The sequence below is a fragment of the Enterobacter sp. I4 genome (assembly GCF_022669095.1).
Lineage (GTDB): Bacteria > Pseudomonadota > Gammaproteobacteria > Enterobacterales > Enterobacteriaceae > Enterobacter > Enterobacter pasteurii.
The window spans coordinates 919,041-944,542 of the sequence record NZ_JALBUO010000001.1 but is presented as its reverse complement, the minus strand read 5'-3'; the positions used below and the strand labels follow the sequence as shown (position 1 = coordinate 944,542).

The following is a 25,502-nucleotide window of genomic DNA, read 5'->3' as shown; positions in this document are numbered from 1 at the left end:
GAATCAACTTTGTAGACAGCTTCACTGCATTGTTCTGTTATCCATACAATGCCGCAGGGAATTTCCGGTAGAGTGTAGACATACCCACATCAAAAATTAATGCGACACGTTGCCGCGACTCTCCTGCTTCCAGCAGTCTCCCCGCCTGCGCCCATTGTTCCGCTGTGAGTTTTGGTCGCCTGCCGCCGATACGCCCTTGCTGCCTGGCTGCTGCTAATCCGGCTCGGGTGCGCTCAACGATTAGCTCACGTTCCATTTCAGCAAGGGCTCCCATAACATGGAAAAAGAAACGCCCCATAGGAGTTGATGTGTCAATGCTATCGGTCAGGCTGCGGAAATTTATCCCTCTCCCGCGCAGGTCTTCGATTAGCGTAACAAGATGTCGCATGCTCCTGCCTAATCTATCCAGCTTCCAGACTACCAGCGTGTCTCCTTCTGAGAGTGTGCGCAGGACCTTTTTTAGCCCTGGCCGATCTGAGGTTTTTCCGCTCATTTTGTCCTCAAATATCAGCTCACATCCTGCGCACTCAAGCGCATTTCGTTGTAAAGCTGTGTTTTGGTCATTTGTTGACACCCTCACGTAACCGATTTGCATGATTTTTCGCCCATAAAAAAGTGGTGAATGATGCCACCATTTTATCGAGCATGGTCATTTCTCGACTGTACTGCAGAGAATGGCCAACACGGACAATCATGGACCGTGGTGGATAAAAAACCTTCGTTTGGGGGAAGCGGCCTAAACGGGGTGTCGGCAATGGTGCAAATCAGCTTCCTGACATGAGCAACTTTGCCGGTTCTTTAGGTTTCAATGGTTATCAAAAATTGCCCAACTGGGCTGATCATACAATGGGGGGGCGCTTGGAGTTAACGGGACATCTGGGGCTGTAGGAACCACCGACATTACTTTCCCGATTGCATTCCCTACAGCATTCAGACATCTCAGCACTTTAATGTCTACAAACGATCCATCCATGCGATTCACTGGATTTGATATTGGCAATACGACTACCACTAAAGTCAGATTTACTTACGTTACCCCTACCTCGAACTCAATTTACTGGTTGGCTATAGGGTATTAAACGTTCGTTTGGGAGAAGCGGCAAAAACTCGCGAGCAGCGAGCGGCGTTTTGTCTAACAGCGGCTGGGCGAAATTCCCGCTAACCGGCGGTGTTACGTTAATAGTGCAGTGGGGGCGATGGGAGGGAGGCGTAACAAGCACTACATATAATTGTGATATTACGTTTCCAGTCGCGTTCCCGGCGGCTTGCTTCGGTGTATATTCAAGCTCAGGCGTAAGGGCATCAAATTATGATTATGTGCCATCGTATAGAACTTTAAGGCAAGCTGTTTCAGTCGGCTATCCAACGAAAACCGGCGCTAATGCTCAGTTTTTCCTTGATGATACGCTGCCTGGTAACTCCCGTATGTTTACGTGGTTTGCAATAGGGTTTTAATTTAATCCTGTATCTAACCCGACTGTATAAAAATAAAGCCCTTACGGGCTTTATTTCACTCAGGCCAATTTTTTACTACGTAACCGTTGTTTACTGCCTCAATGAGAATCCATTGAGGTATCGCAGGCAACGCTATGCCCGGCCAACCCTCACTCTCAGGCCAAACTTTAAACTTTTGCCTTACGTCCAAAAGTTCCGCTTGCTGCTCAGAGGTTAATAAAACATTGTTGATAGTGTAATCAGAAACAAGCATCCGATCTGTACTGACAATGAATTCATCCCGCAAAGCACGGGCGCGTGCCTGGATTTGTTCCGGGCTTTCTTCCACAACGGGAATATCAATCCAGATCGGCAATCCATCAGCTCCAATGCCACGCAACTTCCCTTCTGGTGGCGTCGCGGAAAACTCGCTAAACACGCTATCTTCAACTTCGATTAAATCATTAGGGAGACTACCTGCATTTACATAAGACTCCTTTAAAGCAACGGGATAAAAAGCATTATTTGCAGGGCTAAACCAATAGTTCATAACGCACTCCTTAGTTTGAAACTCAGATCGTAAGTGCGGTTTCATAAAATAATTATCTAGCTACTTTGTGTGAGTAATAACACAATATTTTGACGTCAGTAGCCAACAGCGAACCAGTAAACGCTACGTTCAAACGGTTGCTGCACGCCGTTCACTGTTCTGGCGCACAAAGCAAACGCGCTGGTTTTATCCCTGATAAATCCATTAGTCATAGTTACCATGCTCACATCAGCGGAATCAGTTGTATGGGCCATAGCAACCAGGCATAAACCACCTACGGGAAATGCAATTGGGAATTTAAAAGAATAATTACTCGCACCGGTCAAAAGCCCCCACTGCAGCAACATTTTTTTGCCGCCAGAAACGGGAATATATAGCCAGCCATTAGCACCGATCTGTGCGGTGGCCGCCTCCATTTTTGCCGCTTCTCCCAAACGAAGGTATTCGATAATCCCATCCGCTGTTTTTCCAGACAACGTTGTCAGCGTGTTATCAAGAGGCTGTTTGCCTGCCAGCGCATTTGTCATGGTAGTTGCAAAGTTAGGATCGTTTCCTAACGCCGCCGCCAGCTCGTTCAGGGTATCAAGCGCCGCAGGTGATGAGCCAACAAGCGCAGCCAGAGCTGATTTTACGAAAGCAGTAGTAGCAATTTGCGTATTGTTGACAGTCTGCGCAGCCGTGGGCGCCGTCGGTGTTCCGGTCAGGGCCGGGCTTGCCAGTGGGGCTTTGAGCGCAAGCGCGTTATTAATGGTGGTGCTGAAATTAGGATCGTTGTTGATAGCCGCAGCAATTTCTTTCAGCGTGTCCAGTGTCGTCGGGGCACCATTCACCAGGGCGATCAGAGCCGCCTGCACAAACGCAGTTGTGGCAAGCTGAGTGGTATTGTTACCTGCAGCTGCAGTCGGGGCTTTCGGGGTGCCGGTAAACGTCGGGCTGGCTTTTGTCGCATATTGCGTATGCGGATCAGCTGCTGCAAGATGCGCCGCCATCAGCTCATCTACATACACCTTCAGTTCCAGCACCTTGTCATCCACATATTTTCGGGTAGCCAGCACTACGGACGGGTCAATTTTCAGCGTAATGTTATCGGTGCTGCTGGTAATCAGTACCATGCGCACTGTCTGCGTGCGGCCGCTTCCCTCTGCCAGCTGCGGCTTGTAGCTCTCCGGGCAGTTACCCACTGCGATCAGCGCGCCCGTTTCATCAAACAGCCCAACCTCACGAATCCACCAACCGCCCTCAGTTTCAGGAATCACCTGCTCAGCAATAATCTGGCTGCTGTTCTGCGGATCGATGTAAAGCATGTTCAGGTCAGCGCGCCGCTTTTCGGAAACCAGCTTCGTCTGTTGTGCGCTGGGAGTTGGAAGCACGCCGCCGCCATCCCCCACCGCCATCTGGGTAATTTTCAGCGGCACACCGAGCGCGGCAGCGCTTGCCAGTTTCGCCGCGCCAATATCCGTCAGCAGGGTATAAAATTTTGCGCTCATGGGTTCACTCTCATTGTGTCAATAACATGGACGGCGCCGCCCTCGTAGGCAGTGCCACCGGAAATGATGGTTTCGTTGATATACGGGTAAATCGTGATTTCTTCGCCGGTATAAGTGGCAGCCCCAACAAAATATGGTCCGCTCGTCTGCAGGTTTATGGACATGCCGATCAGATGCCGACTGCAGGGTTTGGCATCACCAATCAGGCGCTCCAGCTCCAGATAGGTTTCCTCTGTTATGCCCTGGTCCTGCACCCCAATATCCAGGCGAAACGTGCCTGGCGCCTCGCCGGTCTGCCACCATTCAATGATGCGGATCAGAAAGCCGAACGGCTCCACCACACGCCGCACCGCGCTGGTTGTGCCCTTGTGCTGATGGATATAGAACGCATCCTGCACCACGCGGCGCTTCACACTCTCCGCCCATCCTTCATCCCAGCGATCAACCGAAAAGGCCCACGCCAGATACGGCAGAAACTTGACCGGGCATGTTGCCGGGTTCCATAAATCCCGCAGCGGCACCTGCAGATCGGAAATTCCGCTGCAGGTCTGAGCCAGTCGGCGCTCAAGCGCCGATGAACCAGGAGGAAGCAGACTATTCATCCGTTCCCCCGTTGGTTACGCTCCATTCCGTACATGAAGCGGCTTGTGTCTTATCCAGCACCACATCAGCAAGCGGCGAGGCCAGTTCAACACGCTGCACACCTTCAACATGCAGCGCGGCATAAATAGCACTGCGGCGAATATCACGCCCCAGCCTCGTCTGGCTGGCGATATATTTCTGCAGGCTGGCTTTTGCCGCCTCCATCACCGGCTCAGCTTCTGGCCCAGGGTAAAGAAAGATCGTCGCATCCACGCTGTACGGAATAATTTCAGCGCTGCGCACCGTCAGACGGTCAGCAACCGGCCGCACGTTCTCACTGTTAAGCGCCTGTTCAACCACTGCCAGCAGATCCGCCGCTGCCGTTCCGTCGCCCTCACGGCTCAGCACGGTAAGCACCACCTCCGCCGGTGCCGGGCTGGTTGCGCTGGCGTCAGCCACTCGCCCGTCAGCGCTTTTAGCGTGAAACTCATAGGCAGCCGTCGGCCCCGCCACGGACAGCCCCTCAAATGCAGCAGGAACACGCAGGCGCAGCGCCTCATCACTTTCCATTACCGCTGCGACCGGCGGCACCGCGTCGTTATCCGCAGGTGTAACCGTCAGCCGCTTCACGTTGTAGTTGGCCGCCATCTGATCGAGATCGCCGCCAATGGCATAAGCCACCATGACCGCCTGCGCCGCCTCGTTAATGCGCTGGCGCAGGAGGATTTCACGATACGCATTTTCCTGCAGGAGCTTGGTCACGGGTTCAGACTCCAGCTCAAGCGTGCGCCTTACCGCGTCCTGCTCGTCTGCCGGATAAAGGGCCATAAACGCGGCTTTCCGTTCGTTTAACAGCATTTCAAAATCCGGCACATCCACTATTTGCGGGGCGGGCAGCTGGGAAAGGTCAATGACTGCCATTGTCTGCTCCTGTTGATACCGAAAGTGAAACCGGCGCGCCGTTATCACGCTGCCCGGTAAGCTCAACCACCATCGAACCATCAAAACTGCTGTTTATGGTGATGGAATCCAGGGTAAGCCGCGGCTCCCAGCGACTCAGAGCCACATAGACGGCAGACATTATCTGCAGGCGCAGCGCCGGGTTCTGCGGCTGGTCTATCAGTTCAGACAGAAGCGAGCCGTATTCCCGGCGGGCAATGCGGCTCCCCTGTGGGGTCAGCAGAATATCCCGAACCGACTGGCGCAGGTGGTCCGTGTCGGTAATGGTCTTGCCGTTGCCCTGACTCATTCCGATATACAGCGTCATACCGGGCCTCCTGATGTATCGCCGCCGGACTTAACGCCGGTATGACCGTGTTTATCGACTACGATCCCGTTAGAACTCATGGCGCCGCCGCCCTGGGTGACGCCACCATTGATCACCACCTCGCTGTTTATGCGCGTGTTGCTTGCTTCCACCACAAATTCCCCCGTTTTCAGGGTTATGTTATCTGCAGCCTCGATCACCATGGATTTAATACCCCGCACATGCCAGCGGCCGGTCGCGGGTTCATATTCAAACCAGCCACCGTCCGGGTATTCCGTTACGCACCCGTCTACAGAGTCCGACGGCGGCGCGAACTGGTTGGAATAGATCGCAGGTAAGGCAAAAGCGGTTTCCAGATTGCCGCCCATACTCAGCACCACCACCTGCTCATCCGGCGACGGGCACCACCATGTACGGGCACCGCCTGCGCGCAGTGTCAGCCAGTTTATCCAGTTGGTTTCAAGCTCGCCCACTTTCACCCGGCACAGCCACTTTTCCCGGTCCACTTCGGTTACGGTGCCAGTGCGGATCAGGTTGGTGATAAGGCGCATGATTTCTGTCAGTTGTGAATTCATAAGTTGATTTTATTTGTACTATTTGTATATTTATATCCACCTTCCTTGTGGCATTAACTACACAAAAAATGACAACTAACTCCAATACCCCAGAAGCAGTTGAGCAAGATAATATTGTTCCTATGGATGCAATGAATGATTCCATTAATCCTCCCCCAACAAAGGAGGAGAGAGACGCATACAAAAAGAAACAGCAAGAAAGGATTGGAAAGTATATTGTTGGTGGAACAGATTTAGGTGGAAACACCATAAGTAAAATTTACTCACGCGGCGATGAATATGTCATTTATGAAGTAGCGAACCTTCCACCTCATGAGTCAATGCTCGTGTATATAGACTCGATCATTGAGGAAGATGATACTAAGATTGATAGATATCATGCATCTAAAGAGCATTTTGATGAATTCATTGCACACTGTTACAAATACAACTGCTCTTCAATTTATAAAAAAAGAGCAGCAACCGTCATGTCAGCAACGATCCTTGGGAAAAACAACTTAAACAAAAATAATTTTACCGAGATAAATAAAGATATAAAAATTGACTATGAAAACACAATGCTCGGAAGGAACTTATATCAATCAGGAGCAATATCGCTAGCTCTGTTATTCATCGCAGTTGCATTAATAGTATATTTAACTAGAGATACCAATTTCATAAAAAACAACCACTTTATTCCAGTGGTTCTTTATGCAGCATCCTTTGCTTCTGTTGGAGGATTCATCTCGGTATCTCTTAAAATAAAAAGCCTTCATACAGACAGAGAACTTAAAAAGAAAACCTATTTCTTTTATGGCGCGGAAAGGATACTTCTTTCAATGATGGCTGGTGTACTTGTATACTTCATGCTAAAGGGTAATATAATCTTCGGATTTATGAATAACAGCAGCGACATCTCATTTTCAATTTATGTGATTTGTGCTCTTTCTGGATTCAGCGAAACATTGATCCCTAACACATTGAGAAACCTTGAAACCAAGTCGGAAATTTAAATCTATAAATTAGAGTGGCGATTATGCCACTCTAATTTTTACTAGCCTAACAATATCAATTTGATACCTCTCTAAATAATATTTCTTTAATAATGTTAATTCCTTCATTGTTTATCCCTAAAAGCCGTCTCTCAGAATAGCGTACTAGCGGTCCTTTGCGGCTGACGCGATCACGTAGGCCGTAATGGTGAACACGGGCAATACGTTGCACTGAGCCGTCAAACTGCACGCTGGCAGAGTCCGCAGTGGCTGCAGTCTTCAGGTATTTAGTAGTGCGCAATTTGGCGAACATCTGGCGCTTAATGCGTCCCTTTTTACTTCTGGCCGTCACCCGGCGCGGCTCAAAGGCGGTGCCGTCTGGATTGCGCTGCAGCCTGATGTTTTGCTGTTGCGACCGGCGCAGCTCCTGCGCCAGTTGTCGCATCATACGGTTGCGGGCTGCCGGTTCCAGATTCGCCAGCAGGGCCTTTAGCCAGTCATCCACCCTCTGCAGGTCATCCACGTTTCACCGTCCACATTTCTTCGGGTACGTCGGGTTCCGGCACCGCTTCAACGCTCGATACGGTGCCGTCTGTGCTGACAATCACGCGCTCCGTGAGCTGCAGATTGAGGCTGATATCACACAGATCGTTGCTCAGGATATCGACGTCAAAGGTAAAAAGTTTTTCGCGCAGCTCCGGGTTGTTGATAGCGTCCGGTTGATTGGTCATTAACCAGAGCAATACGGGCGCCATCACTAAATTCTGGTTGCCGCTAAAGTCTTCAATCACCACGTTCAGGGTGTAGCGATATTCCCATGACATTGAACGGGCGCCGGTTGCAACCAGCGAACCGTTATCAACAAAAAGGTGCAGTTTGTCCGGGTTGTCACGGACATACGCTACCGATTTATTCAGGGCGTTGCGTAAGGACTGCGGCTTGTTCACTGTCTCGCTCCTGACACGCAATGATCGTGTCCACTTTGTCGGCACATGCCGCCCAGGCGGCCTCAGTCTCATCCAGCACCTGATTCAGATCCCCATTACTGCGCGGCGCTGACCTGTCCAGGCGGCACTGCGTCACTTTTGGACAACCACTCACGGTAAGCTGCACCTCCGGCGAGGGCCGGGCGGTCCCGCAGCCGGATAATGTCAGCAGGCAAAGGAGTGTCAGCCCAGCGGCGTAAATCCTCGTTTTCACGTTTTAGCTCCTCGATCCGTCGCTGGCGACTCCGCAACAGCGCGGAAGTCTCTTCCGCTGCAGCATAAAGTTGCATCTGCGCCCGACTGTTGGTTTCGGTAAGAATGGACAGGCTGATGAGCTGGCTGTTTTTCTTCGCCAGCTCCTGCTTGCTCTTTTTAAGCGCCTCAGCCTGCGTCCCGATGGTGTGACCGGCATTATTAAGCCGCCATGACTGCCAGCCTAGCAGTGCCAGTACCAGAGCCAGAATCACCGCCAGCGCGCGCGTCATGCCCCTGCCCCTTTAAGACACCAGGCAAGCTCACGGGCGCGCCGGTTTTCCAGCCCTTTATTCCATTGACCATTTACATAAACCCAGCGCGGGAGCTGGTAGCACGCCTGCCACCATTGCTGGCGATTGATGTAAGAAACCATTGTTGACCGGCAGATTGCCCCCGTTCCGACATTAAAGCCGATACTGATCAGGGCATCGTAAACATGCTGAGGTGGCTTAACTTGCAGGCAGGCTTCAATCCTTTTTTCCGTCAGCAACACGTTATTAATCAGCCCCTGCGCTGCCTGTCGCTCCGTTATGGTTTTGCCCGGCGCTACCCCGGACGTATTGCCGATCCCATCAGTCCAGACCCCGGCGCTACACTGGTATGGCTGCAGGCGGCACCCTTCGAAATCAGCAATCAGTTTCAGCCCCTCGACGGAGGTATGAAGCGACTGAAAACCCGGCAGCGTGGCGGCAATCGCCAGCACCGCGCCGACCAGGCAACGCTTAACGATTGAAGGACTCATATTCCCCCCTGGATATTCTGCCGTCCCGCAGCAGCTGGTAGGCTTTCCAGCGTAAATAACAGGTCACCGCTGCAGTAATAATCCCCAGCGCAAGACCGGTGATGGTGGATACATCTTTAAGAGACAAATCGCCGAGCCATGCCAGAAGCAGGGCAACGCAGTAAGTGATAAAGGCGCTGATTCGTTCAAGCGTCATAGTTCAGTCCCATAACTGGACAGTCTGCGCAGTGGTTGACGCCGTAATGTCCGGCAGCTCCACCTGCAGCCCGTGCGGTAAAAAGGGGCCATATTCAGCCAGCCCCGGATTCGCCTGCAGCACCTGTTCAGTGACTCCCTGCGTGCGCCCGTAATGGCGCCAGCAGAGTGCGTCCACCGTGTCATACTGATGCGCACGCACTTTCATCAAATCAGCTCCACCGTCATATGCGGCATATCGCGCAGGCGGGACTCCGCCCAGCGCACATCGCGCCACAGCTCGCCTAAGGTTGTTTCGATATCTTCAGCTTTCTTGCTTCCGTCGCCGGTTGCGTCAAAATCGCGATAGCGCTCAACCAGGTTTGCTTTTGCCCAGCAAAACACCGCACGGCGATACAGCATGAGCCGCTGGCTTTCGCCGTCGATCACATCAGCAGGGACGTCGGCCAGGCTCGCATACCCCTGCGCCCGTTGTTTCTCGCGGAACTCATAAAGATCGGCGTTAACTTCAGCAATCGCTGTCAGCAACGCCAGACGCAGGCGTGGATCGGTGACACTCCCATCCATGCGCATATCACGGCGGAACTCTGAAACCCTGACATCAGGCCAGAAACTGGTGTTTTTAATAACGTCCTGGGTACTTTCCCCGGCCTGTTCCGGCGAAACGAATTGCATATTTCTGGCACTCCCAAATAGTTGGGCGGTGGACGGGGTTTTGACGCGGCATAAAGCCTGTCGCCATCCCGTGCCGCCCCGCGCGTTGGCACGATTCGTTAAGCCGACATTGCCTGTCGCAATCGGCTTTCAAGCTTATTGATTTCGGTTTTGACGCCAGAACTGTTATCCAGCTGCAGGGCACGCTTCAGATGGTTAAGTGCCGCCACTGCCTGATCGTTATCCCGCAGCGCGTAGCCCATCGCCTTATGAAGTCGGGCGCGGGACTGATCCGGCATATCCTGACCTTCAACGATATCGAGCACCTGGGTAAGAATGGCGGCACTGAATGATTCACCGGCAGAAAAAGCGCGCATTGCCGCGTCGGCAAACTCTTCGGCAACAGCGGTCCCGCAGGTCCGGTTGAATCGCTGCGGCAGGACCCAGCCGTGTTTAATGGCATGGCGGGCAATGTCCAGCGCGCCGGTATAGTCTCCGGCATCAATGCGCCAGATCATGACGTACATCGCCACGTCGTCCTGGCCTGACGCGTCAGCATCCAGTAAACCGGCAATCCATGAGGCATAAGCGGGAAGAAACTCACGTTTGAGCTGAGCCTTGCGCTCATTTGACTGGACGGTTTTAAGGCGCCTGCGGTGTTCTGTCAGCTGTAACAGCATCTGATTGTAGCCCGTCAGGCTGGCATTACTGCCGCCCTGCCGGGCGGCATCCTGTGCCTGTACATACTGAGTGTGAGCACGGAACGGATTCATTTATCACGCTCCGGCGCCAGCACCGCCAGCTGCCTGCGCATCAAGCGCGCCTTTCACCGCTGCCGTGACGATTTCCTGGATGGTTTCAGTTGTCAGCGCTGGGCTGGCATTGCCACCTGCCTGCACGGGCAACAGTTCGATGTTCTCAACCAGGCAAACGCCGTCGTAATCTTCGACAACATACGCCTCGTTAACGGACTCGAAGTTCTCCACGCGGTCACGCTTCGGATTGTCGATGACCGAACGGCGGCGGGAGCCTGATTGCCAGTAAATAGACAGGTTATCCAGGCGGGTGATCAGCATGGCATTCGCCGGGAAGAACGGCGCGCGAACGGCCGGGAGGTTGCCGATACGCTTCTGGCTGACGATAAGATCTGCCGCCAGCGTTTCGCTGTTTGGCTGGTCACGGTTGACAATCGGGAAATATTTATCCGCCAGTAACTGGCGCCCGACGATAACCACAAGCTCCGTATCTTCCTGATACCACGGCGCGATTTTCTCATTCACTGCACCCATAACAAGCGCGTCCAGATTCAGGAAATCACCGCCTTTACCGACACGGATAGTCTGAGAAATCACCTCGCCCTCGGACACGATCTTGTCCATCACCTGAACGGGTTTCTCCTGGCGGATTTTTTCCAGCCAGCCGATATTCACATCCTGCAGCAGTGGATAGGTCGCGCGGTCTGACGTTTTCTCACGCTTCACGCCGTTGAAGCCAATCATGATGCGGTCAAGCGCCTGGCGGGTAATGATGGCGTCACGGATGCGCGTCTGGAAGTCCTGGAATTTGGCCCATAAATCCAGCTTCGCATAGGGCAGCGCCGTATCAGAGTTGGTCTGGGTACACTTGTACCCTTCACCGTCGATGTAAGTCGGATCAACGGGTTCACGGTCTTTCTGGGTGGTATCAGTATTTCCGGCAATACTGGAACCAATACCCAGCCCCAGACGCTCGCCGGACTGCTCATCAACCGGGACAATGTTGATTTTCTGCAGGAACGAGGAAGACTCCTGTATTTTGGTTTCCAGCGTCTGCGCCACTGACGGCTCAGCCGTATATTTCGAGGCGATATCGCTCACAGATACGCCGTTGAGTTTGGCGAGCTGCGTCAGATAGCCGTTAAATTTAAAGCGAGTCTCTTTTTTCATTGTGCTTTTGCTCCGTCAGCAATCGGTGGTTTGTTCTGCGCCGTTATTGCCGGTCGCATTAGGGCGGCGTTCGCTGCGGCTGTCCTGAGTGGAAAGCTGCTCACGCAGGGTGGAGAGTGCGCTGGTTGTCTCATCAACAACCTTTTGCATATCGCTCAGCTTGTTACTGAACTCGGTCTGATGGGTGCTGACCTGCTCCGCCAGCGTCTGATGCTCACGCGCGATGGCTTCAACAGCCTGATTCACATCAGCAAAGCGGGCGTTATCATCGGCGCCTTTGCGGGACAGCAGCTCTTTCACGCGGGTAAACAGGCTGGTTTTTTCCGGCACGTCCTCAAACTCGATCAGCGTTTCAAGAGCAGCGGTAAACAGGTTGTCTTTGTCCAGCTTGCGGCGCGCCAGGGGGTTATGTTCTGCGCTGGCGCTGAACTGCAGCATTTCAGTGCCGAGGCTTGCCGGATCGTCAGTAACCGCCAGACCAACCAGATAAGCGGAGCCGGTATCGGCAAAGCTGGTGTTAACTTCCATTGAGGTGAAAAGCTTCTGCCATTTACCGGTCATGGTGACCAGATCGTCCGTCGGGGCAATCCAGCCATACAGCGCCATCTTCCCGGACAAAGCCCCTTCGGTGATTTCTTCCGCTTCCAGTTTTTCCACCATGCCAAAACGACGGAAAGGCCCATCAGGGGTAAAACCCTTGATGTGTTCCATATTGATCAGCGCGGTGTATACCTGCGGGTTATAGCTCGCCGCCATCTGGGTGATCCAGTCACGTTCAATAACGCGCCCGTCAGTGGTGGCCCCTTCGACCCCAATACGAAAACGCTTAGATTTTTTTGCCATTGGTCCGGCTCCGGTTAGTTAGTTCGTAACACGTTCAGAGCCTTATGTTTGCGGTGATAGGCGCGTGTAAACAACGCGTTGGGCTTGTGCGAACTCCCACACAATGCGAAGCCGGGGAAAGTGCTGATTTGAGGCCGTATGTTTGTGCCATGACAACACTGACCCCCGCAGACCTCGATCCCCGTCGTCAGGCAATGCTGATGTACTTTCAGGGATACCGCGTAGCCCGCATTGCTGAAATGCTGGGCGAGAAAGTTGCAACCGTTCACAGCTGGAAAAAACGCGATAAGTGGGGCGAATATGGCCCACTGGATCAGATGCAGCTCACCACCGCCGCACGTTACTGCCAGCTCGTCATGAAGGAGCAGAAGGAAGGAAAGGATTTTAAAGAAATTGACCTGCTGGCGCGTCAGTCCGAACGACAGGCCAGGATCGGCAAATTTAACAATGGCGGGAATGAAGCAGACCTGAACCCCAACGTGGCCAACCGCAATAAAGGCCCTCGCAAACCGCCGGAAAAAAACCTGTTTACCGACGAACAGATCGAAAAGCTGGAAGAGATTTTCCGCGCCGGTATGTTCGAGTACCAGCGCCACTGGTGGGACGCTGGTATCAAACACCGTATCCGCAACCTCTTAAAGTCACGCCAGATCGGTGCAACCTACTATTTCGCCCGTGAAGCGTTGATAGACGCCCTGACCACGGGGCGAAATCAAATCTTTCTGTCAGCGAGTAAAGCGCAGGCGCACGTTTTTAAACAGTACATCATCGACTTCGCAAAAGAGGTGGACGTTGAGCTGAAAGGCGATCCGATGGTGCTGCCTAACGGCGCCTGTCTTTACTTCCTCGGTACAAATGCCCGTACCGCGCAGAGCTACCACGGCAATCTGTATCTTGATGAATATTTCTGGATACCGAAATTCCAGGAGCTGCGCAAGGTGGCCTCCGGTATGGCGCTGCACAAAAAATGGCGTCAGACCTATTTCTCAACACCTTCCAGCCTGACGCACAGCGCCTACCCGTTCTGGTCTGGCGCCCTGTTCAATAAAGGGCGCCCGAAAGCCGACAGGGTAGAATTTGACCTTTCTCACAGTAGCCTGGCGCACGGCGTTTTATGTCCTGACGGCCAGTACCGCCAGATAGTCACCATCGAAGATGCAGTAAACGGCGGGTGTAACCTTTTCGACCTGGACCAGCTGCGTCTGGAGTACAGCCCGGACGAATACAACAACCTGCTGATGTGTCAGTTTGTTGACGACCTGGCGTCCGTGTTCCCGCTGGCGTTGCTGCAGTCCTGCATGGTTGACAGCTGGGATGTGTGGGACGATTTCGAACCGCTTTTACTGCGTCCGTTTGCATACCACCCGGTCTGGATCGGCTATGACCCGGCAAAAGGAACGCAGAACGGTGACAGCGCCGGTTGCGTTGTCATTGCACCTCCCGTCGTCCCCGGCGGTAAATTCCGCATACTTGAGCGTCACCAGTGGCGCGGGATGGACTTTCGCGCTCAGGCCTCAGCGATTGAGGAAATCACCAGACGCTACAACGTGACCTACATAGGCATTGACTCGACCGGCGTTGGCGATGGCGTTTACAAAACGGTTAAGCAGTTTTTCCCTGCCGCGCGTGAGTTTGTCTACAACCCGACCGTAAAAAATGCCCTGGTGCTTAAAGCCTACGACATTATCAGCGGGCGCCGTCTGGAGTTTGACGCGGGGATGCTGGATATCGCGCAGTCCTTTATGTCCATTCGCCGTTCAACCACCGCCAGCGGCAACCGGCCAACCTACGAAGCAGCCCGCACAGAGGAAGCCAGCCACGCGGATTTAGCCTGGGCAACCATGCACGCACTTTATAACGAACCACTGGCAGGAGCTTCCGCCAGTACCAGCAACATCGTGGAGATTTTTTAATGGCTAACCGCAAAAACCGCAGCAAGGCACCGCGCGGCCAGACCGCCACCGATACGGCCAACATGGTCAGTAATGCACATGCGGAGGCGTTTACGTTTGGCGATCCGATCCCCGTAATGGACCGACGGGAGTTATTTGATTACCTGGAGTGTGTAGAGCTGGACCGCTGGTATGAACCGCCAATCAGCATGGATGGTCTGGCGCGAACCTACCGGTCAGCGGTTCATCATTCAAGCGCCATACAGGTTAAACGCAATATTCTTACCAGTACCTACATCCCACACCGGTTGCTGTCAAAGCAGGCCTTTTCCCGGTTCGCCCAGGACTTTCTGGTATTCGGCAATGCCTACCTTGAAAAACGCATGAACCGCTTAGGGCAGATCATGGAGCTGCGCGCCTCGCTTGCCAAATACACCCGTCGCGGCATTGAACCGGACACATACTGGTTTGCGCAGTATGGCTACAATTCGCAGCCCTATCAGTTCGATGAGGGGAGCGTGTTTCACCTGATGGAACCGGACGTTAACCAGGAGCTTTACGGGATGCCGGAATACCTCTCCGCCATTCCATCCGCCCTGCTGAATGAATCAGCCACGTTGTTTCGCCGAAAGTATTATCAAAATGGTAGCCATGCTGGTTTTATCATGTACATGAGCGACCCCGCAGCCAATCAGAATGAAGTGGACAGCATACGCGAAGCACTGAAAAAATCGAAAGGGCCTGGCAACTTCCGCAACCTGTTTATGTACAGCCCGAACGGGAAGAAGGACGGCATTCAGATCATTCCGCTGTCAGAAGTCGCCGCGAAAGATGAGTTTCTTAACATCAAGAATGTGAGCCGTGATGACATGCTGGCCGCTCACCGCGTGCCGCCTCAACTGATGGGGATCATTCCGATGAATACCGGCGGGTTTGGTGATGTGGAAAAGGCTAGCCGAGTTTTTGTCCGCAATGAGTTGATACCACTTCAAAAAAGACTATTGGAGATTAATGAGTGGATTGACGAAGATATTATCCAATTTGAAGCTTATAACTTAGGCATTTAATATCAAAGCCTGTGTATACAGGCTTTATTTTATTAAATAAATTTGCAATTAAATATTCAAAGCTCTGGATCTACAGGATTATGGTAAAGATTTACGGGATAATGAATAACTTCATAATTCAATTGACTAACAGTATGAATATGCTGACTGTAAAAAACCAACGGGTTTTTTTGACATGGAGTAATCGTTATTGTTTTACATGCGTGTATTTTAGGCGCTGATTTATTCAAGTGAGTTTTCCACTTGGTCATCATCTCATTACATTTTCTATTTTGCGTATAGATAATCAATCCACCGCTTGCACTATCCACGGTCCCTGTGCTATATCGCTCAGTAAGCTGTGAATAACCTTTAAACAAATAGCTATAAGATGAAGAATGTTTTTTAGCCTCCCCATGCCAAATAAAGTGGTTTAATTTAATTGTAATATCACAATGACCTCGCTGGTTATTCTCATGATATGCTTCAACACCCATATCTTTGTTTTTTATATTAGCCAACAAAATTAAAGTTAACTGATCTTCCGTTAAATTGAAGTTGATTTTATTAGCGTTCTCTTCAATTTCCTTAACAGCGGAATCAAGCTCTATCCTGACAAACTGCTTAAAATTATCATATGATTGGAGTGCAAATTTCACTCGCGTTAATGACGCGTTTATACGCCTTAAAAAAATATCATTATCTATTTCAGCCAAGCTCATTGGCGCAGGCATTTGTTCCATCAGATTATATCCTTAGATTTAGATATATCTAACGTAAAAAAAGGAAACACAAAAGATTTATAATCTTCCATCAGCTCGCCTGTAAAGGGATTAACTAATGATTGATTAATTTCGGCTTCAATCACTTCTTCAACTTCAAGTTCTACTGGATCATGATAATCATCTATGAACCAATAGTTAAGTTGCAAAAAATCCACTTTAGGGCTACAGAGTATCTGAATGGCGGGGTAGATGATTTTCTCGGAGCTCTCAAGATGCAGAGAGCCCTTATAATCGTTTACCATATTAATCAAATCTTTATAACTTAAAGCTATATTAGGTGATCTCTTTGCTCGCGCACCGATTTCATCATACAAATAGCAAGCTAACGCCCCTATTTCAGGGCGCTCTGCACACATTTCCTTGATGACGTTGGGCATATCACCATCCTTCATTGCTGACTCCACTCATAATATCAGCTTTGTTAGAGTTTCGAAATCACCTTTAGAAATACATTTACTCAATATAGCATAATTTACAGGAGAACACCCACTTCCTCCTAAATGTCTGCGTAACGTTCCCGGTATGATAAGTTCCACATTATCCGCTAATTGTAGTTTAGGGTTATTTCTTTCGACTCTAATCCCAATACGATAGAGGCCAATACTACCTACCGCTTTGATACCTTCTTTATTGAATAAATCATCACGTAAATCTTTAGTTGCTACGTTTTTCTTTTCCTTATGTGTAGTGCCTTCATATGTTAAAAATGAAAGATCAAAAACCTTATAAGATAATTGTGAATACGGTAATGTGGTTTGTTTAAAAATTGGCTCAATTAAAGGATAAAAATCTTTTTCGGTAGATTTAAATTCATAACCAATCTCATTATACAACTCTCGTATGATATTACTTTTTGCAAAAGTAACATTATCACCAACAATATTACCATTAGTATCAATTAAGACATGAATCTTATTATATTGAGAGTCTAATATACAAACATCAAAACATTGACGTTTTTCTTTTCGCTTGGCAATAATTTCATCGAATTGTTTATACTGAGCCAAAGCAGAAGGTGGGATTTTTTCTCTTACAACTAATTCTCTTACTGATGAGAAAACCACTATTGACTGATTTTTTTGAACAGAATAATTTACAAGCTCAGGCTTATTTTTCACCGTACTTTGTAACTGAGTATCATCAAGAATAGTATCTACCAACGATGCAGGTTGGTTTATCAAATTCCAATGGAAGCTAAATTTCTGATCTAAGCTTTTAATGACAGCATTATCAACAGCAAGGCTAAAGAGTGCTTTTTCACCATAAACCACTTGACCAAAAACGAGGTCATTTATGGTTGCAATTATGTCATCAAACTTATGTCTATCTTTGCCTTTAATATCAATGAGACTTTCTAAAATTTTTTCGTTTGTCGCTTCACGTCCTTTACCTGTTGGCAATCCTAAAGAAGCGATGATTGGTCTTGCAACGGGCCATGCAAAACGTTCCGTCAAGGTCAAAATGGACTTTAACTCTGATTCAGAAAGTACTACTGGGACACTACCTGTCATATCCTGCACCTAATCTCACAAAGAGCATAACTGCCCTTGCTTTTTAATCCTTCGATTCTTGTCAAATTACCCTAATGCACGAAAAATTTGCAAGCCATTTGGCACAAAAAAGAGACAAGCCTCAGACTGTCGCATCGATTTTCGAAAAAGCGCGCTCGTAGCCCCGCCACGCCTGCCCACTTTACGTAATGGTTTTCATGCACCTGCATGACATAAGCATAAGCCCGTCATTTCTGGCAGGCCTCAGCAACAACACTACTCAAATGATCATGCGTTCTCATGCGGCATAGCCATGCACTAATAGATATTTGCAAGCAAAAGAATGTAGAAAAACTAGAAAAGCGGAATGTTCACAGTAAGTGGGTCCAGTTGAACCGAGCGTGTTTAGGAGGATTGGAAATGGTCTGAAATTTACATATCTGTGGATAACCTGTTACTAACCATTGATTAACTTTGGTCGGTGAATACGCTGTGGATAAAAAAAAAGCACCATTTAACTTTCAACAGCTCAATAAATAAACATTCCATGCAATGAAAACACGCCTTAAGGCCCCGTCAGCGCTGAAGAAATCAACATTCGATCCAATTTTCTTTTTTTTTATAAGTTATTGACATACTGCTCAAGCCTTATGCCATGAGGCCTTAGCCTTTTTTATCTATTGACAACCTCAATTTAGCGTCAAAATCAACCCTTGTGCGGAAACGAAAGCGCTCTAGAATACTAATCAGAAAAGAAGATGTAGCCGTTTGGAAGGGCTCCAAACCCAAGATGTTGCGTTGGGGTTAGCAGATGCAATAAATGAAAAAGCCCGGCTGATTAGACCGGGCCTTTCAATCGGAAACGGAGTTTGCGGCTCTGTTACCGTGCCGTATGTATCTGGCGACTCAAAACTAGCTTAACCAAATGCACCGTAATCTTCAAGAGAACGGGAACGGTTAGGAACGTCTCAGAACGGTTTCGACTGATTTAAAAGTGAATTATTTGTCCGAGCTGTTGGTGATTCTTCAGTTCCACCCAAACATAAAATCGTGCCGTATGTGTCTGGCGACTCAGACACAACAACTGTAAAGGCAAGCCCAAGGGTGTTTGCAGCCAGGCGCGAGAAAACATCGTCTTAAAGGACGACGTAGGAATTAAGCATGCAAATGTTGCTGCTGTTCTTGAAGCTCGCGCACCCAGTGACGGTCATCATCATGACCTTACTGAATTACTGGAAAGACCGATAACCCTGAAGCCCAAGGAGGCTAACAATGGTCAGTTTGTTGTTGAAGATAGTGCCACCAATGATCGTTATTGTTAACGCGATCATGGATTACCTGAACCGTCGCTAAAGACGTGACCGGCTAATACAAAGGCCTGCATTTGCGGGCCTTTTTTATTCAAGTGTTATCCTTCCCTCAAGTTTGAGACGAACAACTCTCATAAGCTGAAAGAGCCAGGTCTTCAGATGTATTTTGACTAAAGTCCACTGTCCGGCTGTATCCATGGTTGCGTATTTTCGCCATCAGTTCATCAGTAAGTTCAGAAACCCATTGGATAGCCAGACGCTTTTCTTCGTCGCTGCAATCGCTTGCTGCTACCAGCTTTAAGAAAAAATCAATGCGCTGAAGTTTCAATGACTCCAAAAGATAATCTTGCATTTTCCCTCCTTTTACGGCCACCACACAACATAACTGTATGTATATACACTGTTTATGCATACAGTATAATACCGATTTCTAAATGTAAAACGCTTTTTGATTTCAATAAGAAAACCCTGGTCTGACGCAAAAAGGAAATATTCTCGGGACGTTAAAAATACTCCCTCCATCTGTCATCCTCACGCAGCCGCTCGTTCTGATAAAAGAAGCGCAACCCGCCACCTGATGGAAGGCTGCCTCCACGTAAAAGCAAATTCACCTCGTATTCACAGGCATCAAAACCCCTGGACCTAAGCTCATACTCAAGTTGCAGGCGCAGCTGCTCAGAAACCTCCTGCTTGTAAGCCTTTTTCCGTTTCGGTTTTACTAGCCTGAGCCGGGCAACCAACTCCCGCCGCTCCCTTTTCCCCATTCCGTGCAGGTAGTCCTGCAGCGCCTTTTCATCCATGGACGTAATATCCGGTACTTCACCCCCTGTCTGGTTCAAATTTTCAACAGGGGGACAGTTATTGCCACGAGTCCAAGGGGCGCAAGCGCCCTGGTCGGCTGTCGCCTCCTGAAGGTCAACGGCTTTACGAACCATTTTCCACTTCACTGCATGAGTGCAGATCCGGCCCTCAATGATCGGGGACCAGATGCCATAAATACGAACACCATGATCGCCGTAGGCGCTCGGCTCCTCGTTGAGCTCGTAGGCAGTCCTGACGAGGTGATGTTTACGGGGAACTAGGACGCCGCCCTGCTTCATGATGTAGGTGGCAAAACAGCCAGCATCAGCTGCGGCCAGCACAGCATCCAGACGCGGGTTTTCCAGTACCGGCGCGCCTACCTTCTTGTCCCCCTGCACTCTGGCAGCCTGTCCAGCCAGAAGGCGCAGCTCGCGGTACGCCTGGCGGCCAGGGATACCAAAGAAGCGGAATTGCTGGACACGGTGCAGCGAAGCCCAGGCGTTCACGTTCTCAGCGTTATCTCGCAGTGATCTGCCCGTTTCTTTACTGATTTCCTGCGCCAGCCCGCGACCGTCGATGTTTTTGCTGATGTATTTGGCGATATAACTGGTCGGCGTACCCTTGCGGGGGTTGATAAGCTCAGACTTGAATCGCGGCCCGGTATTGGTGCCCAGCTCCTCCCGATCCTCACGAATGGCGAATTTACGCAGCAGCGCGGTGATGGATTTGCGGTCTTTTTTGCGCATGAAGCAAAGCAGGTGCCAGTGCACGGTGCCGTCATGGTGTGGTTCAGCAACGCGGACGCCATACCAGCGCAGCCCGGCTTTGTGCATCGCCTTACGGAAGGCGGCGAACATATTCACCAGGTAATCGCTGCTCTGGCGGACCGTGGCACTGGTCCATTTCGGGTTTGGCCTGCCGTTATTGAGGGTTGCGTGAAAGCGTGACGGGCAGGTGATGGTATAGAACACGGCGCATTCACCACGCATTTCTGCGATAAGCTCCAGCCCCTTAACACAGGCCATCATTTCGTTGCGCCGGTGCGCCGGATTGCTGCTACTGGCGTTTACCACCTCTTCCATATCCAGCGTGTCACCTTCGGCGTTAACCAGCTCATGTGAGCGGAAAAACTCCAGTGATTTGCGGCGCTGTTCGCGTTTGTGGATCACAGCTTCATAGCTGACATACGGGGACGCCTTTTTGTTAACCAGGCAAACAGCACGCAGCTGCTCCTCCCGCCATTCACACCGCATCTGCCACAGCTTGCGATACCACCAGTCCGCACAAAGCATGCGGGCCAGTGAACCCGGAATAAGCTCATACGGGACCGGGTTGCGGCGGTTCTTTTTACGGCGCAGCTGCTCGAAAGCAGGCGGGATAACATCAAGGCGCATGGCCTCAGCGGCCACCCTTTCCCATGACCGGCGGATCTCTTCCGGCGTAACGTTTTCATCCGTAAACAGTTCACCGCAGGCAGCATCCAGACACATGCTCATGTGCGCCGCCACCAGGGTAGATAACCGCTTAACTTGCTCCTGGTTCATTTCGGGCAGGACCAGCAAGCCCTCCAGCCCGTCATGGCTCGCCATGAAACGGAATGAAGCAGAAATCTGGCTGGTACGCACGCGCTCCAGGCGTTCAAGGCACGGCCTGATGGTTTCACGCAGATAGCGGGAATATGCCTTCGGTTTGCCCAGGCCCTCGAAATATTTAATCCGCTCAAGCAGCGGCTTACTGATATGCGCTGGCTGGGCGCTCACGTCAGCAACGATAACCAGATCGGGATTAAATTGCTGCTGTTCGCGGGCCATTTTGGCGCGGCTTATCAGCTGGTCCTGCTCCATTTCACGCTGAACAGGATCGCGGGATTCATTGTAGAAATAGCGTTCCCAGACCTTATTACTCAGGGCCTCGCGGCGCAGCTGCTCCTGCTCGTTATCTGCAGCATAGAGAGAAATCAGGTTTGAAAGCGCAGACTCCGGCGCTACTTCCGCCGGGTCCATGTAGGGATTTAGTGCTTTTCTCGGGCCATTCCATGGGAAAGTCGCAGCGGCCATAGTCGGGCCGCCTTTGTCTTTTATTAATTCAGGCATCAATGACTGGCTCCGAAGCTCACACCGCGCCTCGGGTGTAATGCTTCCCTTTCAGCTCAACGATTTCCTGGCATGTTACGCAGCACTGCACGCCCGGAATGGCACGGCGGCGCGCTGGAGGGATCGGAGCATCGCATTCGATGCAAAGCACACGGGAAGCGCCCGGCGCTCTGTTGCGGGCGGCGTGAATGTGGCGCTGCAGCTGTTCTTCAACGCGCTGCTGTACGAGGTCCATAGAGTCAGCCATTAGTGCAGCTCCTGAGATTCGTTTTCGTAGCGGGTTGCTTCGCGGCGCAGCAGTTCAGCCGCTTCAATACCGTTTAACCCTTTGTTGGTGATATGGGTTGCCAGCGCCTCAAGGCGGATTGAAACAGCGAGTGCGCGGCCTTTGCGCTCCTCACGTTTGGCAATATCGATCACCGCCATAAGCTGGTCGTTTTCTGGCACAACCATTTTTGGTAATTCTTTCTGCATTTCTCTTTCTCCTGAATTTGGGCAAAAGAATGCCCGGCGGGTTTACGCCATTAATTTCTGTTGTGGGTTAATTCGGCATGGTTAGCCGTTTGGGAAATAAGCTCACCACTGCACGAAAATGATTCATTGCTTTAACCAGTTCCCGCTTTTCGTCAGTAGTCAGATCACTAATATTGACGCCGTGACGTTCTGCCGGAATTTTTGCCATAAAGAATATGGCTGCCAGTGCGCGCACATTTTGCTTATGGTTTATATCGCGGCGGTCGCGCATATCTTTAATAAACCTTTCAAGCTCTGGCTCGATATTCAGACCAAACACATTTGCCCTTAATTCCGCTATTCGGTTCAGCCCTTCCATCCGTTGGCCCGGGCTTAATGGAACAGTCGCCGCAGCGCCTTCAATAGCCATGTTTTCCCCCGTTTGGTAGTGGTCAGCCCTGCAAGCAGTTCATCCTGAGAGCGGGACGGGTGCCAGCACTTGCCATCTTTCCCGATAATCCAGCCATGGCCGCAGTGCATACCTTGGCTTTGTTTAACTAAAAGCGATGCGAATGATGGTTCTTCAGTCAGCATAATCACCTCAGAGGATGCCGAACGAAGCGCCAAGGCCCGTTACGGTGTCCACCGCGCTTGCCATTGCGGGGTTGGCCTGCAGGCGGGCCTGCATGGAAACGGCAGCCAGTGCCATCAGACGAGTTGCTGAATTGATGCTGCTGATCACATCACGGCGCCCGGCGGTTGTTTTCACATCACCAGTAACGGCACCGGCGGCAACGCGCCCGATCTCAGCGGTGGCGCTCATGACGTAGTGCGGCAGCTTCTCTTTTGCCACTTCGTTCATCGGCACGCATGGCAGGCAGTGAATTTGTGCCAGGAAGCCGTCAACCAGGGTGGAGTCCTCAGTGATATCGGTAAGCAGCCAGATTTCAGGCGGTGTGAGCTGATGCGGTTGCTCCGGGTTCAGCTTGTTGCGCAGCGTCTGGACATTCATTCCCGCGCGTTCTGCCAGCTTCGCCATGTTGTGACGCAGCGCGAAAGCCCTGCAGGCCTCTTCAAAGTGTGGATGTTTGGAAATCTTATAATCAAACATGCGAGCCCCTTAGAAAGTTCTCATAATTGAACTTACTGACCAACAACAACGCGGAAGTTGGAATGACCAAGGGACTCACGAACCTGATCGGTTTTGTACATCAAGTAACGCAGGCTTACACGACCCTTATTTTTTTCTTTCTTAACCATGTATTTAGCAAGCTGGCCATGGTGAATTTTTTGATACACAGAACCGCGTGAAATGCCTTCCCATTCAGCAAATTCCGCAGGCGTAGCCATCTCTTTTGGTACACGAATTGAAATATCTGTGCTCATAGTGCAGTATCTCTTAGTTTGTTTTCGTTTCATCTCGTTTTATGTGGTTTGGTTTTGCTTTTCAAACCATGAGCGGATATTAGGATCACTTTTTATATACGTCAAGGGGTTTGATTATGAGTTTAATCAAGGCGGGAAATGATAGTGGTGGGCGTGATGCAATCAACAGGCTTATTAAGGCCTACAATTTCAGCTCACGTCAGCAGCTCTGCGAACATCTGGACGTATCGAAAAGCACTATGGCTAACAGATACTTAAGAGATAGTTTCCCCGCCGAATGGGTAATTCAATGCGCCCTTGAAACAGGAATTTCCCTTCTTTGGTTGGCTACCGGTCAGGGAGATATGTATGCGAGTGAGAACGAAGAAAAGAATCTCAAAAACGAAACTTCCGTCACGGTAAGACCACTTTCTAAAATCGTGGCTCCCAGTATCAAACATGCTGAACTGAAGAACGGCGAACTGCATCCGAGTGATGAAATCCTTCTCGATAGCAGACTGCTGGATGGTGAATCGTCCAACTCACTTTTTGTAAAAACAGCTAGTGATAGCTTTGTTGTGGATACCTCTGTGAAACAAATCAGCAATGGTTATTGGCTGGTAGACATCGACGGCGTTAAAAGCTTGGTTAAGATTGCTCGCATCCCTGGCAATAAAATTGTGGTTCATCAGGATGAAGCATCCTTTGAATGCGCCGTAGATGATGTTGAGGTAGTAGGCCGCGCAGTAAAAGTCATTAAGAGCATCTAACCATGACCATCAGAAAACAGCCGAACGGAAAATGGTTGTGTGAGTGTTACCCGAACGGGCGTGACGGCAAGCGCGTGCGCAAGCAATTTGCGACAAAGGGCGAGGCTGTAGCATTCGAAAACTTCACCATGGATGAAGTGAACAAAAAGCCGTGGCTGGGTGAAAAGGAAGATCGGCGGCGTTTGTCAGAATTGATTGAGCAGTGGCACTCCCTTTACGGCCAGACGCTCGCAGACCCCAAGCGCCTAATGGCGAAACTGAATATTATCTGCAATGGCCTCGGCGATCCCGTCGCCTCTGAGTTAACCGCCGGTGACTTTACAAAATATCGCGAAGCACGGTTAAAAGGTGAAGTACGTAACGAAGACGGCGCGCTGATGTCGCCAGTAAAGCCCCGCACGGTAAACCTGGAACAGCGTAACTTATCATCCGTTTTTGGCACCCTGAAAAAGCTGGGCCACTGGTCAGCGCCTAACCCGCTTGCCGGTCTACCAACATTCAAAATCGCAGAGGGGGAACTGGCGTTTCTTGCCCAAGACGAAATTAAACGCCTGCTTGATGCTTGCGCTGATTCTCAAAGCCCCAGCCTGTTAATGATCGCAAAGGTATGCCTCGCCACCGGCGCGCGGTGGAGTGAAGCCGAAAACCTGCAGGGCCACCAGTTATCTAAATACCGGATCACCTATACCAAAACCAAAGGTAAGAAAAACCGAACCGTACCGATATCTCAGGATCTGTATGACGAGCTGCCCAAAAATAGAGGTAAGCTATTCACGCCCTGCAGAAAAGCTTTTGAGCGCGCAGTAAAAAGAGCTGGTATCGACTTGCCTGAAGGCCAATGTACTCACGTGCTGCGTCATACATTCGCCAGCCATTTTATGATGAATGGCGGAAACATACTGGTATTGCGCGATATTCTGGGTCATGCCGATATAAAAATGACAATGATTTATGCTCACTTTGCTCCTGATCATTTGGAAGATGCAGTTACGAAAAATCCGTTATATTCATTAAATTATTCTAAAGGATAA

The 25,502-nt window shown here is 50.5% G+C and carries 34 protein-coding genes; 5 read left to right on the top strand and 29 right to left on the bottom strand.

The window, feature by feature from the left end; all coding sequences use genetic code 11:
* Window positions 1–37: 37 nt before the first annotated feature.
* The 7 genes from MOQ06_RS04480 to MOQ06_RS04450 all read right to left on the bottom strand — a co-directional run bounded on the left by MOQ06_RS04480 (window position 38) and on the right by MOQ06_RS04450 (window position 5,895).
* Window positions 38–595 (bottom strand): recombinase family protein, encoded by a 558-nt coding sequence (locus MOQ06_RS04480; RefSeq protein ID WP_174341025.1) that lies wholly within the window; start codon window positions 593–595, stop codon window positions 38–40.
* Between the two features lie 915 nt (window positions 596–1,510).
* A complete protein-coding gene (locus MOQ06_RS04475; RefSeq protein ID WP_046889870.1) occupies window positions 1,511–1,984 on the bottom strand; it encodes a tail fiber assembly protein in 474 nt (157 codons plus the stop codon).
* 95 nt (window positions 1,985–2,079) lie between these two features.
* Window positions 2,080–3,471, bottom strand: coding sequence for a phage tail protein (locus tag MOQ06_RS04470; protein WP_233446908.1), 1,392 nt, complete (start codon window positions 3,469–3,471; stop codon window positions 2,080–2,082).
* Window positions 3,468–4,073 carry a phage tail protein I gene (locus MOQ06_RS04465; protein ID WP_044704139.1) on the bottom strand — a complete coding sequence of 202 codons (606 nt, stop codon included), beginning with the start codon at window positions 4,071–4,073 and terminating at the stop codon, window positions 3,468–3,470. Before MOQ06_RS04465 ends, MOQ06_RS04470 begins: the two co-directional genes overlap by 4 nt.
* Window positions 4,066–4,974, bottom strand: coding sequence for a baseplate assembly protein (locus MOQ06_RS04460; protein ID WP_044704137.1), 909 nt, complete (start codon window positions 4,972–4,974; stop codon window positions 4,066–4,068). The genes MOQ06_RS04465 and MOQ06_RS04460 overlap by 8 nt, the downstream gene beginning before the upstream one ends.
* A complete protein-coding gene (locus MOQ06_RS04455) occupies window positions 4,961–5,320 on the bottom strand; it encodes a GPW/gp25 family protein (RefSeq protein ID WP_046888450.1) in 360 nt (119 codons plus the stop codon). Before MOQ06_RS04455 ends, MOQ06_RS04460 begins: the two co-directional genes overlap by 14 nt.
* Window positions 5,317–5,895, bottom strand: a complete 579-nt coding sequence (locus tag MOQ06_RS04450) for a phage baseplate assembly protein V (RefSeq protein WP_044704135.1) — start codon at window positions 5,893–5,895, stop codon at window positions 5,317–5,319. The genes MOQ06_RS04455 and MOQ06_RS04450 overlap by 4 nt, the downstream gene beginning before the upstream one ends.
* Before the next feature lie 68 nt (window positions 5,896–5,963).
* On the opposite strand from MOQ06_RS04450, the gene MOQ06_RS04445 reads away from it, so the two are divergent.
* Window positions 5,964–6,887, top strand: a complete 924-nt coding sequence (locus MOQ06_RS04445) for a hypothetical protein (protein ID WP_233446920.1) — start codon at window positions 5,964–5,966, stop codon at window positions 6,885–6,887.
* Between the two features lie 55 nt (window positions 6,888–6,942).
* On the opposite strand, the gene MOQ06_RS04440 is transcribed toward MOQ06_RS04445, so the two are convergent.
* From MOQ06_RS04440 to MOQ06_RS04390, 11 genes are all read right to left on the bottom strand, one after another.
* Window positions 6,943–7,389, bottom strand: a complete 447-nt coding sequence (locus tag MOQ06_RS04440) for a phage virion morphogenesis protein (protein ID WP_044704132.1) — start codon at window positions 7,387–7,389, stop codon at window positions 6,943–6,945.
* The gene (locus MOQ06_RS04435; RefSeq protein WP_014884898.1) at window positions 7,382–7,813 is read right to left on the bottom strand and encodes a phage tail protein; all 432 of its coding nucleotides are present in this window, start codon (window positions 7,811–7,813) and stop codon (window positions 7,382–7,384) included. Before MOQ06_RS04435 ends, MOQ06_RS04440 begins: the two co-directional genes overlap by 8 nt.
* Window positions 7,776–8,024, bottom strand: coding sequence for an Rz1-like lysis system protein LysC (lysC, locus tag MOQ06_RS04430; RefSeq protein ID WP_227743268.1), 249 nt, complete (start codon window positions 8,022–8,024; stop codon window positions 7,776–7,778). The genes MOQ06_RS04435 and lysC overlap by 38 nt, the downstream gene beginning before the upstream one ends.
* Window positions 7,909–8,337 carry an Rz-like lysis system protein LysB gene (gene lysB / locus MOQ06_RS04425; protein WP_046888452.1) on the bottom strand — a complete coding sequence of 143 codons (429 nt, stop codon included), beginning with the start codon at window positions 8,335–8,337 and terminating at the stop codon, window positions 7,909–7,911. The genes lysC and lysB overlap by 116 nt, the downstream gene beginning before the upstream one ends.
* The gene (locus MOQ06_RS04420; protein ID WP_046888453.1) at window positions 8,334–8,849 is read right to left on the bottom strand and encodes a lysozyme; all 516 of its coding nucleotides are present in this window, start codon (window positions 8,847–8,849) and stop codon (window positions 8,334–8,336) included. Before MOQ06_RS04420 ends, lysB begins: the two co-directional genes overlap by 4 nt.
* Complete coding sequence (locus MOQ06_RS04415; RefSeq protein WP_014884902.1) at window positions 8,830–9,045, bottom strand: hypothetical protein; 216 nt, start codon at window positions 9,043–9,045, stop codon at window positions 8,830–8,832. Before MOQ06_RS04415 ends, MOQ06_RS04420 begins: the two co-directional genes overlap by 20 nt.
* A gap of 3 nt (window positions 9,046–9,048) precedes the next feature.
* A complete protein-coding gene (locus MOQ06_RS04410) occupies window positions 9,049–9,252 on the bottom strand; it encodes a tail protein X (protein ID WP_000868184.1) in 204 nt (67 codons plus the stop codon).
* A complete protein-coding gene (locus MOQ06_RS04405; protein ID WP_014884903.1) occupies window positions 9,252–9,719 on the bottom strand; it encodes a head completion/stabilization protein in 468 nt (155 codons plus the stop codon). The genes MOQ06_RS04410 and MOQ06_RS04405 overlap by 1 nt, the downstream gene beginning before the upstream one ends.
* Window positions 9,720–9,817: 98 nt before the next feature.
* Window positions 9,818–10,471 (bottom strand): phage terminase small subunit, encoded by a 654-nt coding sequence (gpM, locus tag MOQ06_RS04400; RefSeq protein ID WP_006777754.1) that lies wholly within the window; start codon window positions 10,469–10,471, stop codon window positions 9,818–9,820.
* A gap of 3 nt (window positions 10,472–10,474) precedes the next feature.
* The gene (locus tag MOQ06_RS04395; RefSeq protein ID WP_046888455.1) at window positions 10,475–11,623 is read right to left on the bottom strand and encodes a phage major capsid protein, P2 family; all 1,149 of its coding nucleotides are present in this window, start codon (window positions 11,621–11,623) and stop codon (window positions 10,475–10,477) included.
* Between the two features lie 15 nt (window positions 11,624–11,638).
* A complete protein-coding gene (locus tag MOQ06_RS04390; protein ID WP_242171444.1) occupies window positions 11,639–12,466 on the bottom strand; it encodes a GPO family capsid scaffolding protein in 828 nt (275 codons plus the stop codon).
* A 149-nt stretch (window positions 12,467–12,615) separates the two neighbouring features.
* On the opposite strand from MOQ06_RS04390, the gene MOQ06_RS04385 reads away from it, so the two are divergent.
* Both MOQ06_RS04385 and MOQ06_RS04380 read left to right on the top strand, forming a co-directional pair.
* Window positions 12,616–14,379, top strand: coding sequence for a terminase ATPase subunit family protein (locus MOQ06_RS04385; RefSeq protein ID WP_017382378.1), 1,764 nt, complete (start codon window positions 12,616–12,618; stop codon window positions 14,377–14,379).
* Window positions 14,379–15,425 (top strand): phage portal protein, encoded by a 1,047-nt coding sequence (locus MOQ06_RS04380; RefSeq protein WP_046888457.1) that lies wholly within the window; start codon window positions 14,379–14,381, stop codon window positions 15,423–15,425. Before MOQ06_RS04385 ends, MOQ06_RS04380 begins: the two co-directional genes overlap by 1 nt.
* A gap of 56 nt (window positions 15,426–15,481) precedes the next feature.
* Here the strand turns inward: MOQ06_RS04380 and MOQ06_RS04375 are convergent, their stop codons facing one another.
* From MOQ06_RS04375 to MOQ06_RS04325, 11 genes are all read right to left on the bottom strand, one after another.
* Entirely contained in the window at window positions 15,482–16,147 is a 666-nt protein-coding gene (locus MOQ06_RS04375; RefSeq protein ID WP_046888458.1) for a hypothetical protein, read from the bottom strand.
* Window positions 16,147–16,581, bottom strand: coding sequence for a hypothetical protein (locus MOQ06_RS04370; protein ID WP_046888459.1), 435 nt, complete (start codon window positions 16,579–16,581; stop codon window positions 16,147–16,149). The genes MOQ06_RS04375 and MOQ06_RS04370 overlap by 1 nt, the downstream gene beginning before the upstream one ends.
* 12 nt (window positions 16,582–16,593) lie before the next feature.
* A complete protein-coding gene (locus tag MOQ06_RS04365; RefSeq protein ID WP_046888460.1) occupies window positions 16,594–17,700 on the bottom strand; it encodes a hypothetical protein in 1,107 nt (368 codons plus the stop codon).
* A gap of 1,398 nt (window positions 17,701–19,098) precedes the next feature.
* On the bottom strand, window positions 19,099–19,341 hold the full coding sequence (locus MOQ06_RS04360) for a hypothetical protein (protein ID WP_046888461.1): 243 nt from the start codon (window positions 19,339–19,341) through the stop codon (window positions 19,099–19,101).
* 151 nt (window positions 19,342–19,492) lie between these two features.
* Window positions 19,493–21,883: a replication endonuclease gene (locus MOQ06_RS04355; RefSeq protein WP_242171441.1), complete on the bottom strand. Its 2,391-nt coding sequence runs from the start codon at window positions 21,881–21,883 to the stop codon at window positions 19,493–19,495.
* 19 nt (window positions 21,884–21,902) lie between these two features.
* A complete protein-coding gene (locus MOQ06_RS04350; protein ID WP_046888463.1) occupies window positions 21,903–22,130 on the bottom strand; it encodes a TraR/DksA family transcriptional regulator in 228 nt (75 codons plus the stop codon).
* Window positions 22,130–22,336, bottom strand: a complete 207-nt coding sequence (locus tag MOQ06_RS04345) for a DUF2732 family protein (protein ID WP_162271128.1) — start codon at window positions 22,334–22,336, stop codon at window positions 22,130–22,132. Before MOQ06_RS04345 ends, MOQ06_RS04350 begins: the two co-directional genes overlap by 1 nt.
* Before the next feature lie 88 nt (window positions 22,337–22,424).
* Complete coding sequence (locus MOQ06_RS04340; RefSeq protein WP_046888465.1) at window positions 22,425–22,766, bottom strand: DUF5347 family protein; 342 nt, start codon at window positions 22,764–22,766, stop codon at window positions 22,425–22,427.
* Entirely contained in the window at window positions 22,730–22,930 is a 201-nt protein-coding gene (locus tag MOQ06_RS04335) for a phage filamentation protein Fil family protein (RefSeq protein WP_072057255.1), read from the bottom strand. Before MOQ06_RS04335 ends, MOQ06_RS04340 begins: the two co-directional genes overlap by 37 nt.
* A 7-nt stretch (window positions 22,931–22,937) precedes the next feature.
* Window positions 22,938–23,447, bottom strand: a complete 510-nt coding sequence (locus MOQ06_RS04330; protein WP_046888466.1) for a phage regulatory CII family protein — start codon at window positions 23,445–23,447, stop codon at window positions 22,938–22,940.
* Between the two features lie 32 nt (window positions 23,448–23,479).
* Window positions 23,480–23,722 (bottom strand): Rha family transcriptional regulator, encoded by a 243-nt coding sequence (locus tag MOQ06_RS04325; protein ID WP_032636666.1) that lies wholly within the window; start codon window positions 23,720–23,722, stop codon window positions 23,480–23,482.
* Window positions 23,723–23,838: 116 nt separating this feature from the next.
* Between MOQ06_RS04325 and MOQ06_RS04320 the strand changes: the two genes are divergently transcribed.
* Both MOQ06_RS04320 and MOQ06_RS04315 read left to right on the top strand, forming a co-directional pair.
* Window positions 23,839–24,471, top strand: coding sequence for a helix-turn-helix domain-containing protein (locus tag MOQ06_RS04320; RefSeq protein ID WP_023972316.1), 633 nt, complete (start codon window positions 23,839–23,841; stop codon window positions 24,469–24,471).
* 2 nt (window positions 24,472–24,473) lie between these two features.
* Entirely contained in the window at window positions 24,474–25,502 is a 1,029-nt protein-coding gene (locus MOQ06_RS04315) for a site-specific integrase (protein ID WP_046888467.1), read from the top strand.

Excerpts from the sequence above, each read along its gene's own strand:
- MOQ06_RS04480 (WP_174341025.1), bottom strand. The coding sequence starts at position 595 with ATGCAAATCGGTTACGTGAGGGTGTCAACAAATGACCAAAACACAGCT.
- MOQ06_RS04475 (WP_046889870.1), bottom strand. The coding sequence starts at position 1,984 with ATGAACTATTGGTTTAGCCCTGCAAATAATGCTTTTTATCCCGTTGCT.
- MOQ06_RS04470 (WP_233446908.1), bottom strand. The coding sequence starts at position 3,471 with ATGAGCGCAAAATTTTATACCCTGCTGACGGATATTGGCGCGGCGAAA.
- MOQ06_RS04465 (WP_044704139.1), bottom strand. The coding sequence starts at position 4,073 with ATGAATAGTCTGCTTCCTCCTGGTTCATCGGCGCTTGAGCGCCGACTG.
- MOQ06_RS04460 (WP_044704137.1), bottom strand. The coding sequence starts at position 4,974 with ATGGCAGTCATTGACCTTTCCCAGCTGCCCGCCCCGCAAATAGTGGAT.
- MOQ06_RS04455 (WP_046888450.1), bottom strand. The coding sequence starts at position 5,320 with ATGACGCTGTATATCGGAATGAGTCAGGGCAACGGCAAGACCATTACC.
- MOQ06_RS04450 (WP_044704135.1), bottom strand. The coding sequence starts at position 5,895 with ATGAATTCACAACTGACAGAAATCATGCGCCTTATCACCAACCTGATC.
- MOQ06_RS04445 (WP_233446920.1), top strand. The coding sequence starts at position 5,964 with ATGACAACTAACTCCAATACCCCAGAAGCAGTTGAGCAAGATAATATT.
- lysB (WP_046888452.1), bottom strand. The coding sequence starts at position 8,337 with ATGACGCGCGCGCTGGCGGTGATTCTGGCTCTGGTACTGGCACTGCTA.
- MOQ06_RS04420 (WP_046888453.1), bottom strand. The coding sequence starts at position 8,849 with ATGAGTCCTTCAATCGTTAAGCGTTGCCTGGTCGGCGCGGTGCTGGCG.
- MOQ06_RS04415 (WP_014884902.1), bottom strand. The coding sequence starts at position 9,045 with ATGACGCTTGAACGAATCAGCGCCTTTATCACTTACTGCGTTGCCCTG.
- MOQ06_RS04410 (WP_000868184.1), bottom strand. The coding sequence starts at position 9,252 with ATGAAAGTGCGTGCGCATCAGTATGACACGGTGGACGCACTCTGCTGG.
- MOQ06_RS04405 (WP_014884903.1), bottom strand. The coding sequence starts at position 9,719 with ATGCAATTCGTTTCGCCGGAACAGGCCGGGGAAAGTACCCAGGACGTT.
- gpM (WP_006777754.1), bottom strand. The coding sequence starts at position 10,471 with ATGAATCCGTTCCGTGCTCACACTCAGTATGTACAGGCACAGGATGCC.
- MOQ06_RS04395 (WP_046888455.1), bottom strand. The coding sequence starts at position 11,623 with ATGAAAAAAGAGACTCGCTTTAAATTTAACGGCTATCTGACGCAGCTC.
- MOQ06_RS04390 (WP_242171444.1), bottom strand. The coding sequence starts at position 12,466 with ATGGCAAAAAAATCTAAGCGTTTTCGTATTGGGGTCGAAGGGGCCACC.
- MOQ06_RS04385 (WP_017382378.1), top strand. The coding sequence starts at position 12,616 with ATGACAACACTGACCCCCGCAGACCTCGATCCCCGTCGTCAGGCAATG.
- MOQ06_RS04380 (WP_046888457.1), top strand. The coding sequence starts at position 14,379 with ATGGCTAACCGCAAAAACCGCAGCAAGGCACCGCGCGGCCAGACCGCC.
- MOQ06_RS04375 (WP_046888458.1), bottom strand. The coding sequence starts at position 16,147 with ATGGAACAAATGCCTGCGCCAATGAGCTTGGCTGAAATAGATAATGAT.
- MOQ06_RS04370 (WP_046888459.1), bottom strand. The coding sequence starts at position 16,581 with ATGAAGGATGGTGATATGCCCAACGTCATCAAGGAAATGTGTGCAGAG.
- MOQ06_RS04365 (WP_046888460.1), bottom strand. The coding sequence starts at position 17,700 with ATGACAGGTAGTGTCCCAGTAGTACTTTCTGAATCAGAGTTAAAGTCC.
- MOQ06_RS04360 (WP_046888461.1), bottom strand. The coding sequence starts at position 19,341 with ATGCAAGATTATCTTTTGGAGTCATTGAAACTTCAGCGCATTGATTTT.
- MOQ06_RS04355 (WP_242171441.1), bottom strand. The coding sequence starts at position 21,883 with ATGCCTGAATTAATAAAAGACAAAGGCGGCCCGACTATGGCCGCTGCG.
- MOQ06_RS04350 (WP_046888463.1), bottom strand. The coding sequence starts at position 22,130 with ATGGCTGACTCTATGGACCTCGTACAGCAGCGCGTTGAAGAACAGCTG.
- MOQ06_RS04345 (WP_162271128.1), bottom strand. The coding sequence starts at position 22,336 with ATGGTTGTGCCAGAAAACGACCAGCTTATGGCGGTGATCGATATTGCC.
- MOQ06_RS04340 (WP_046888465.1), bottom strand. The coding sequence starts at position 22,766 with ATGGCTATTGAAGGCGCTGCGGCGACTGTTCCATTAAGCCCGGGCCAA.
- MOQ06_RS04335 (WP_072057255.1), bottom strand. The coding sequence starts at position 22,930 with ATGCTGACTGAAGAACCATCATTCGCATCGCTTTTAGTTAAACAAAGC.
- MOQ06_RS04330 (WP_046888466.1), bottom strand. The coding sequence starts at position 23,447 with ATGTTTGATTATAAGATTTCCAAACATCCACACTTTGAAGAGGCCTGC.
- MOQ06_RS04325 (WP_032636666.1), bottom strand. The coding sequence starts at position 23,722 with ATGAGCACAGATATTTCAATTCGTGTACCAAAAGAGATGGCTACGCCT.
- MOQ06_RS04320 (WP_023972316.1), top strand. The coding sequence starts at position 23,839 with ATGAGTTTAATCAAGGCGGGAAATGATAGTGGTGGGCGTGATGCAATC.
- MOQ06_RS04315 (WP_046888467.1), top strand. The coding sequence starts at position 24,474 with ATGACCATCAGAAAACAGCCGAACGGAAAATGGTTGTGTGAGTGTTAC.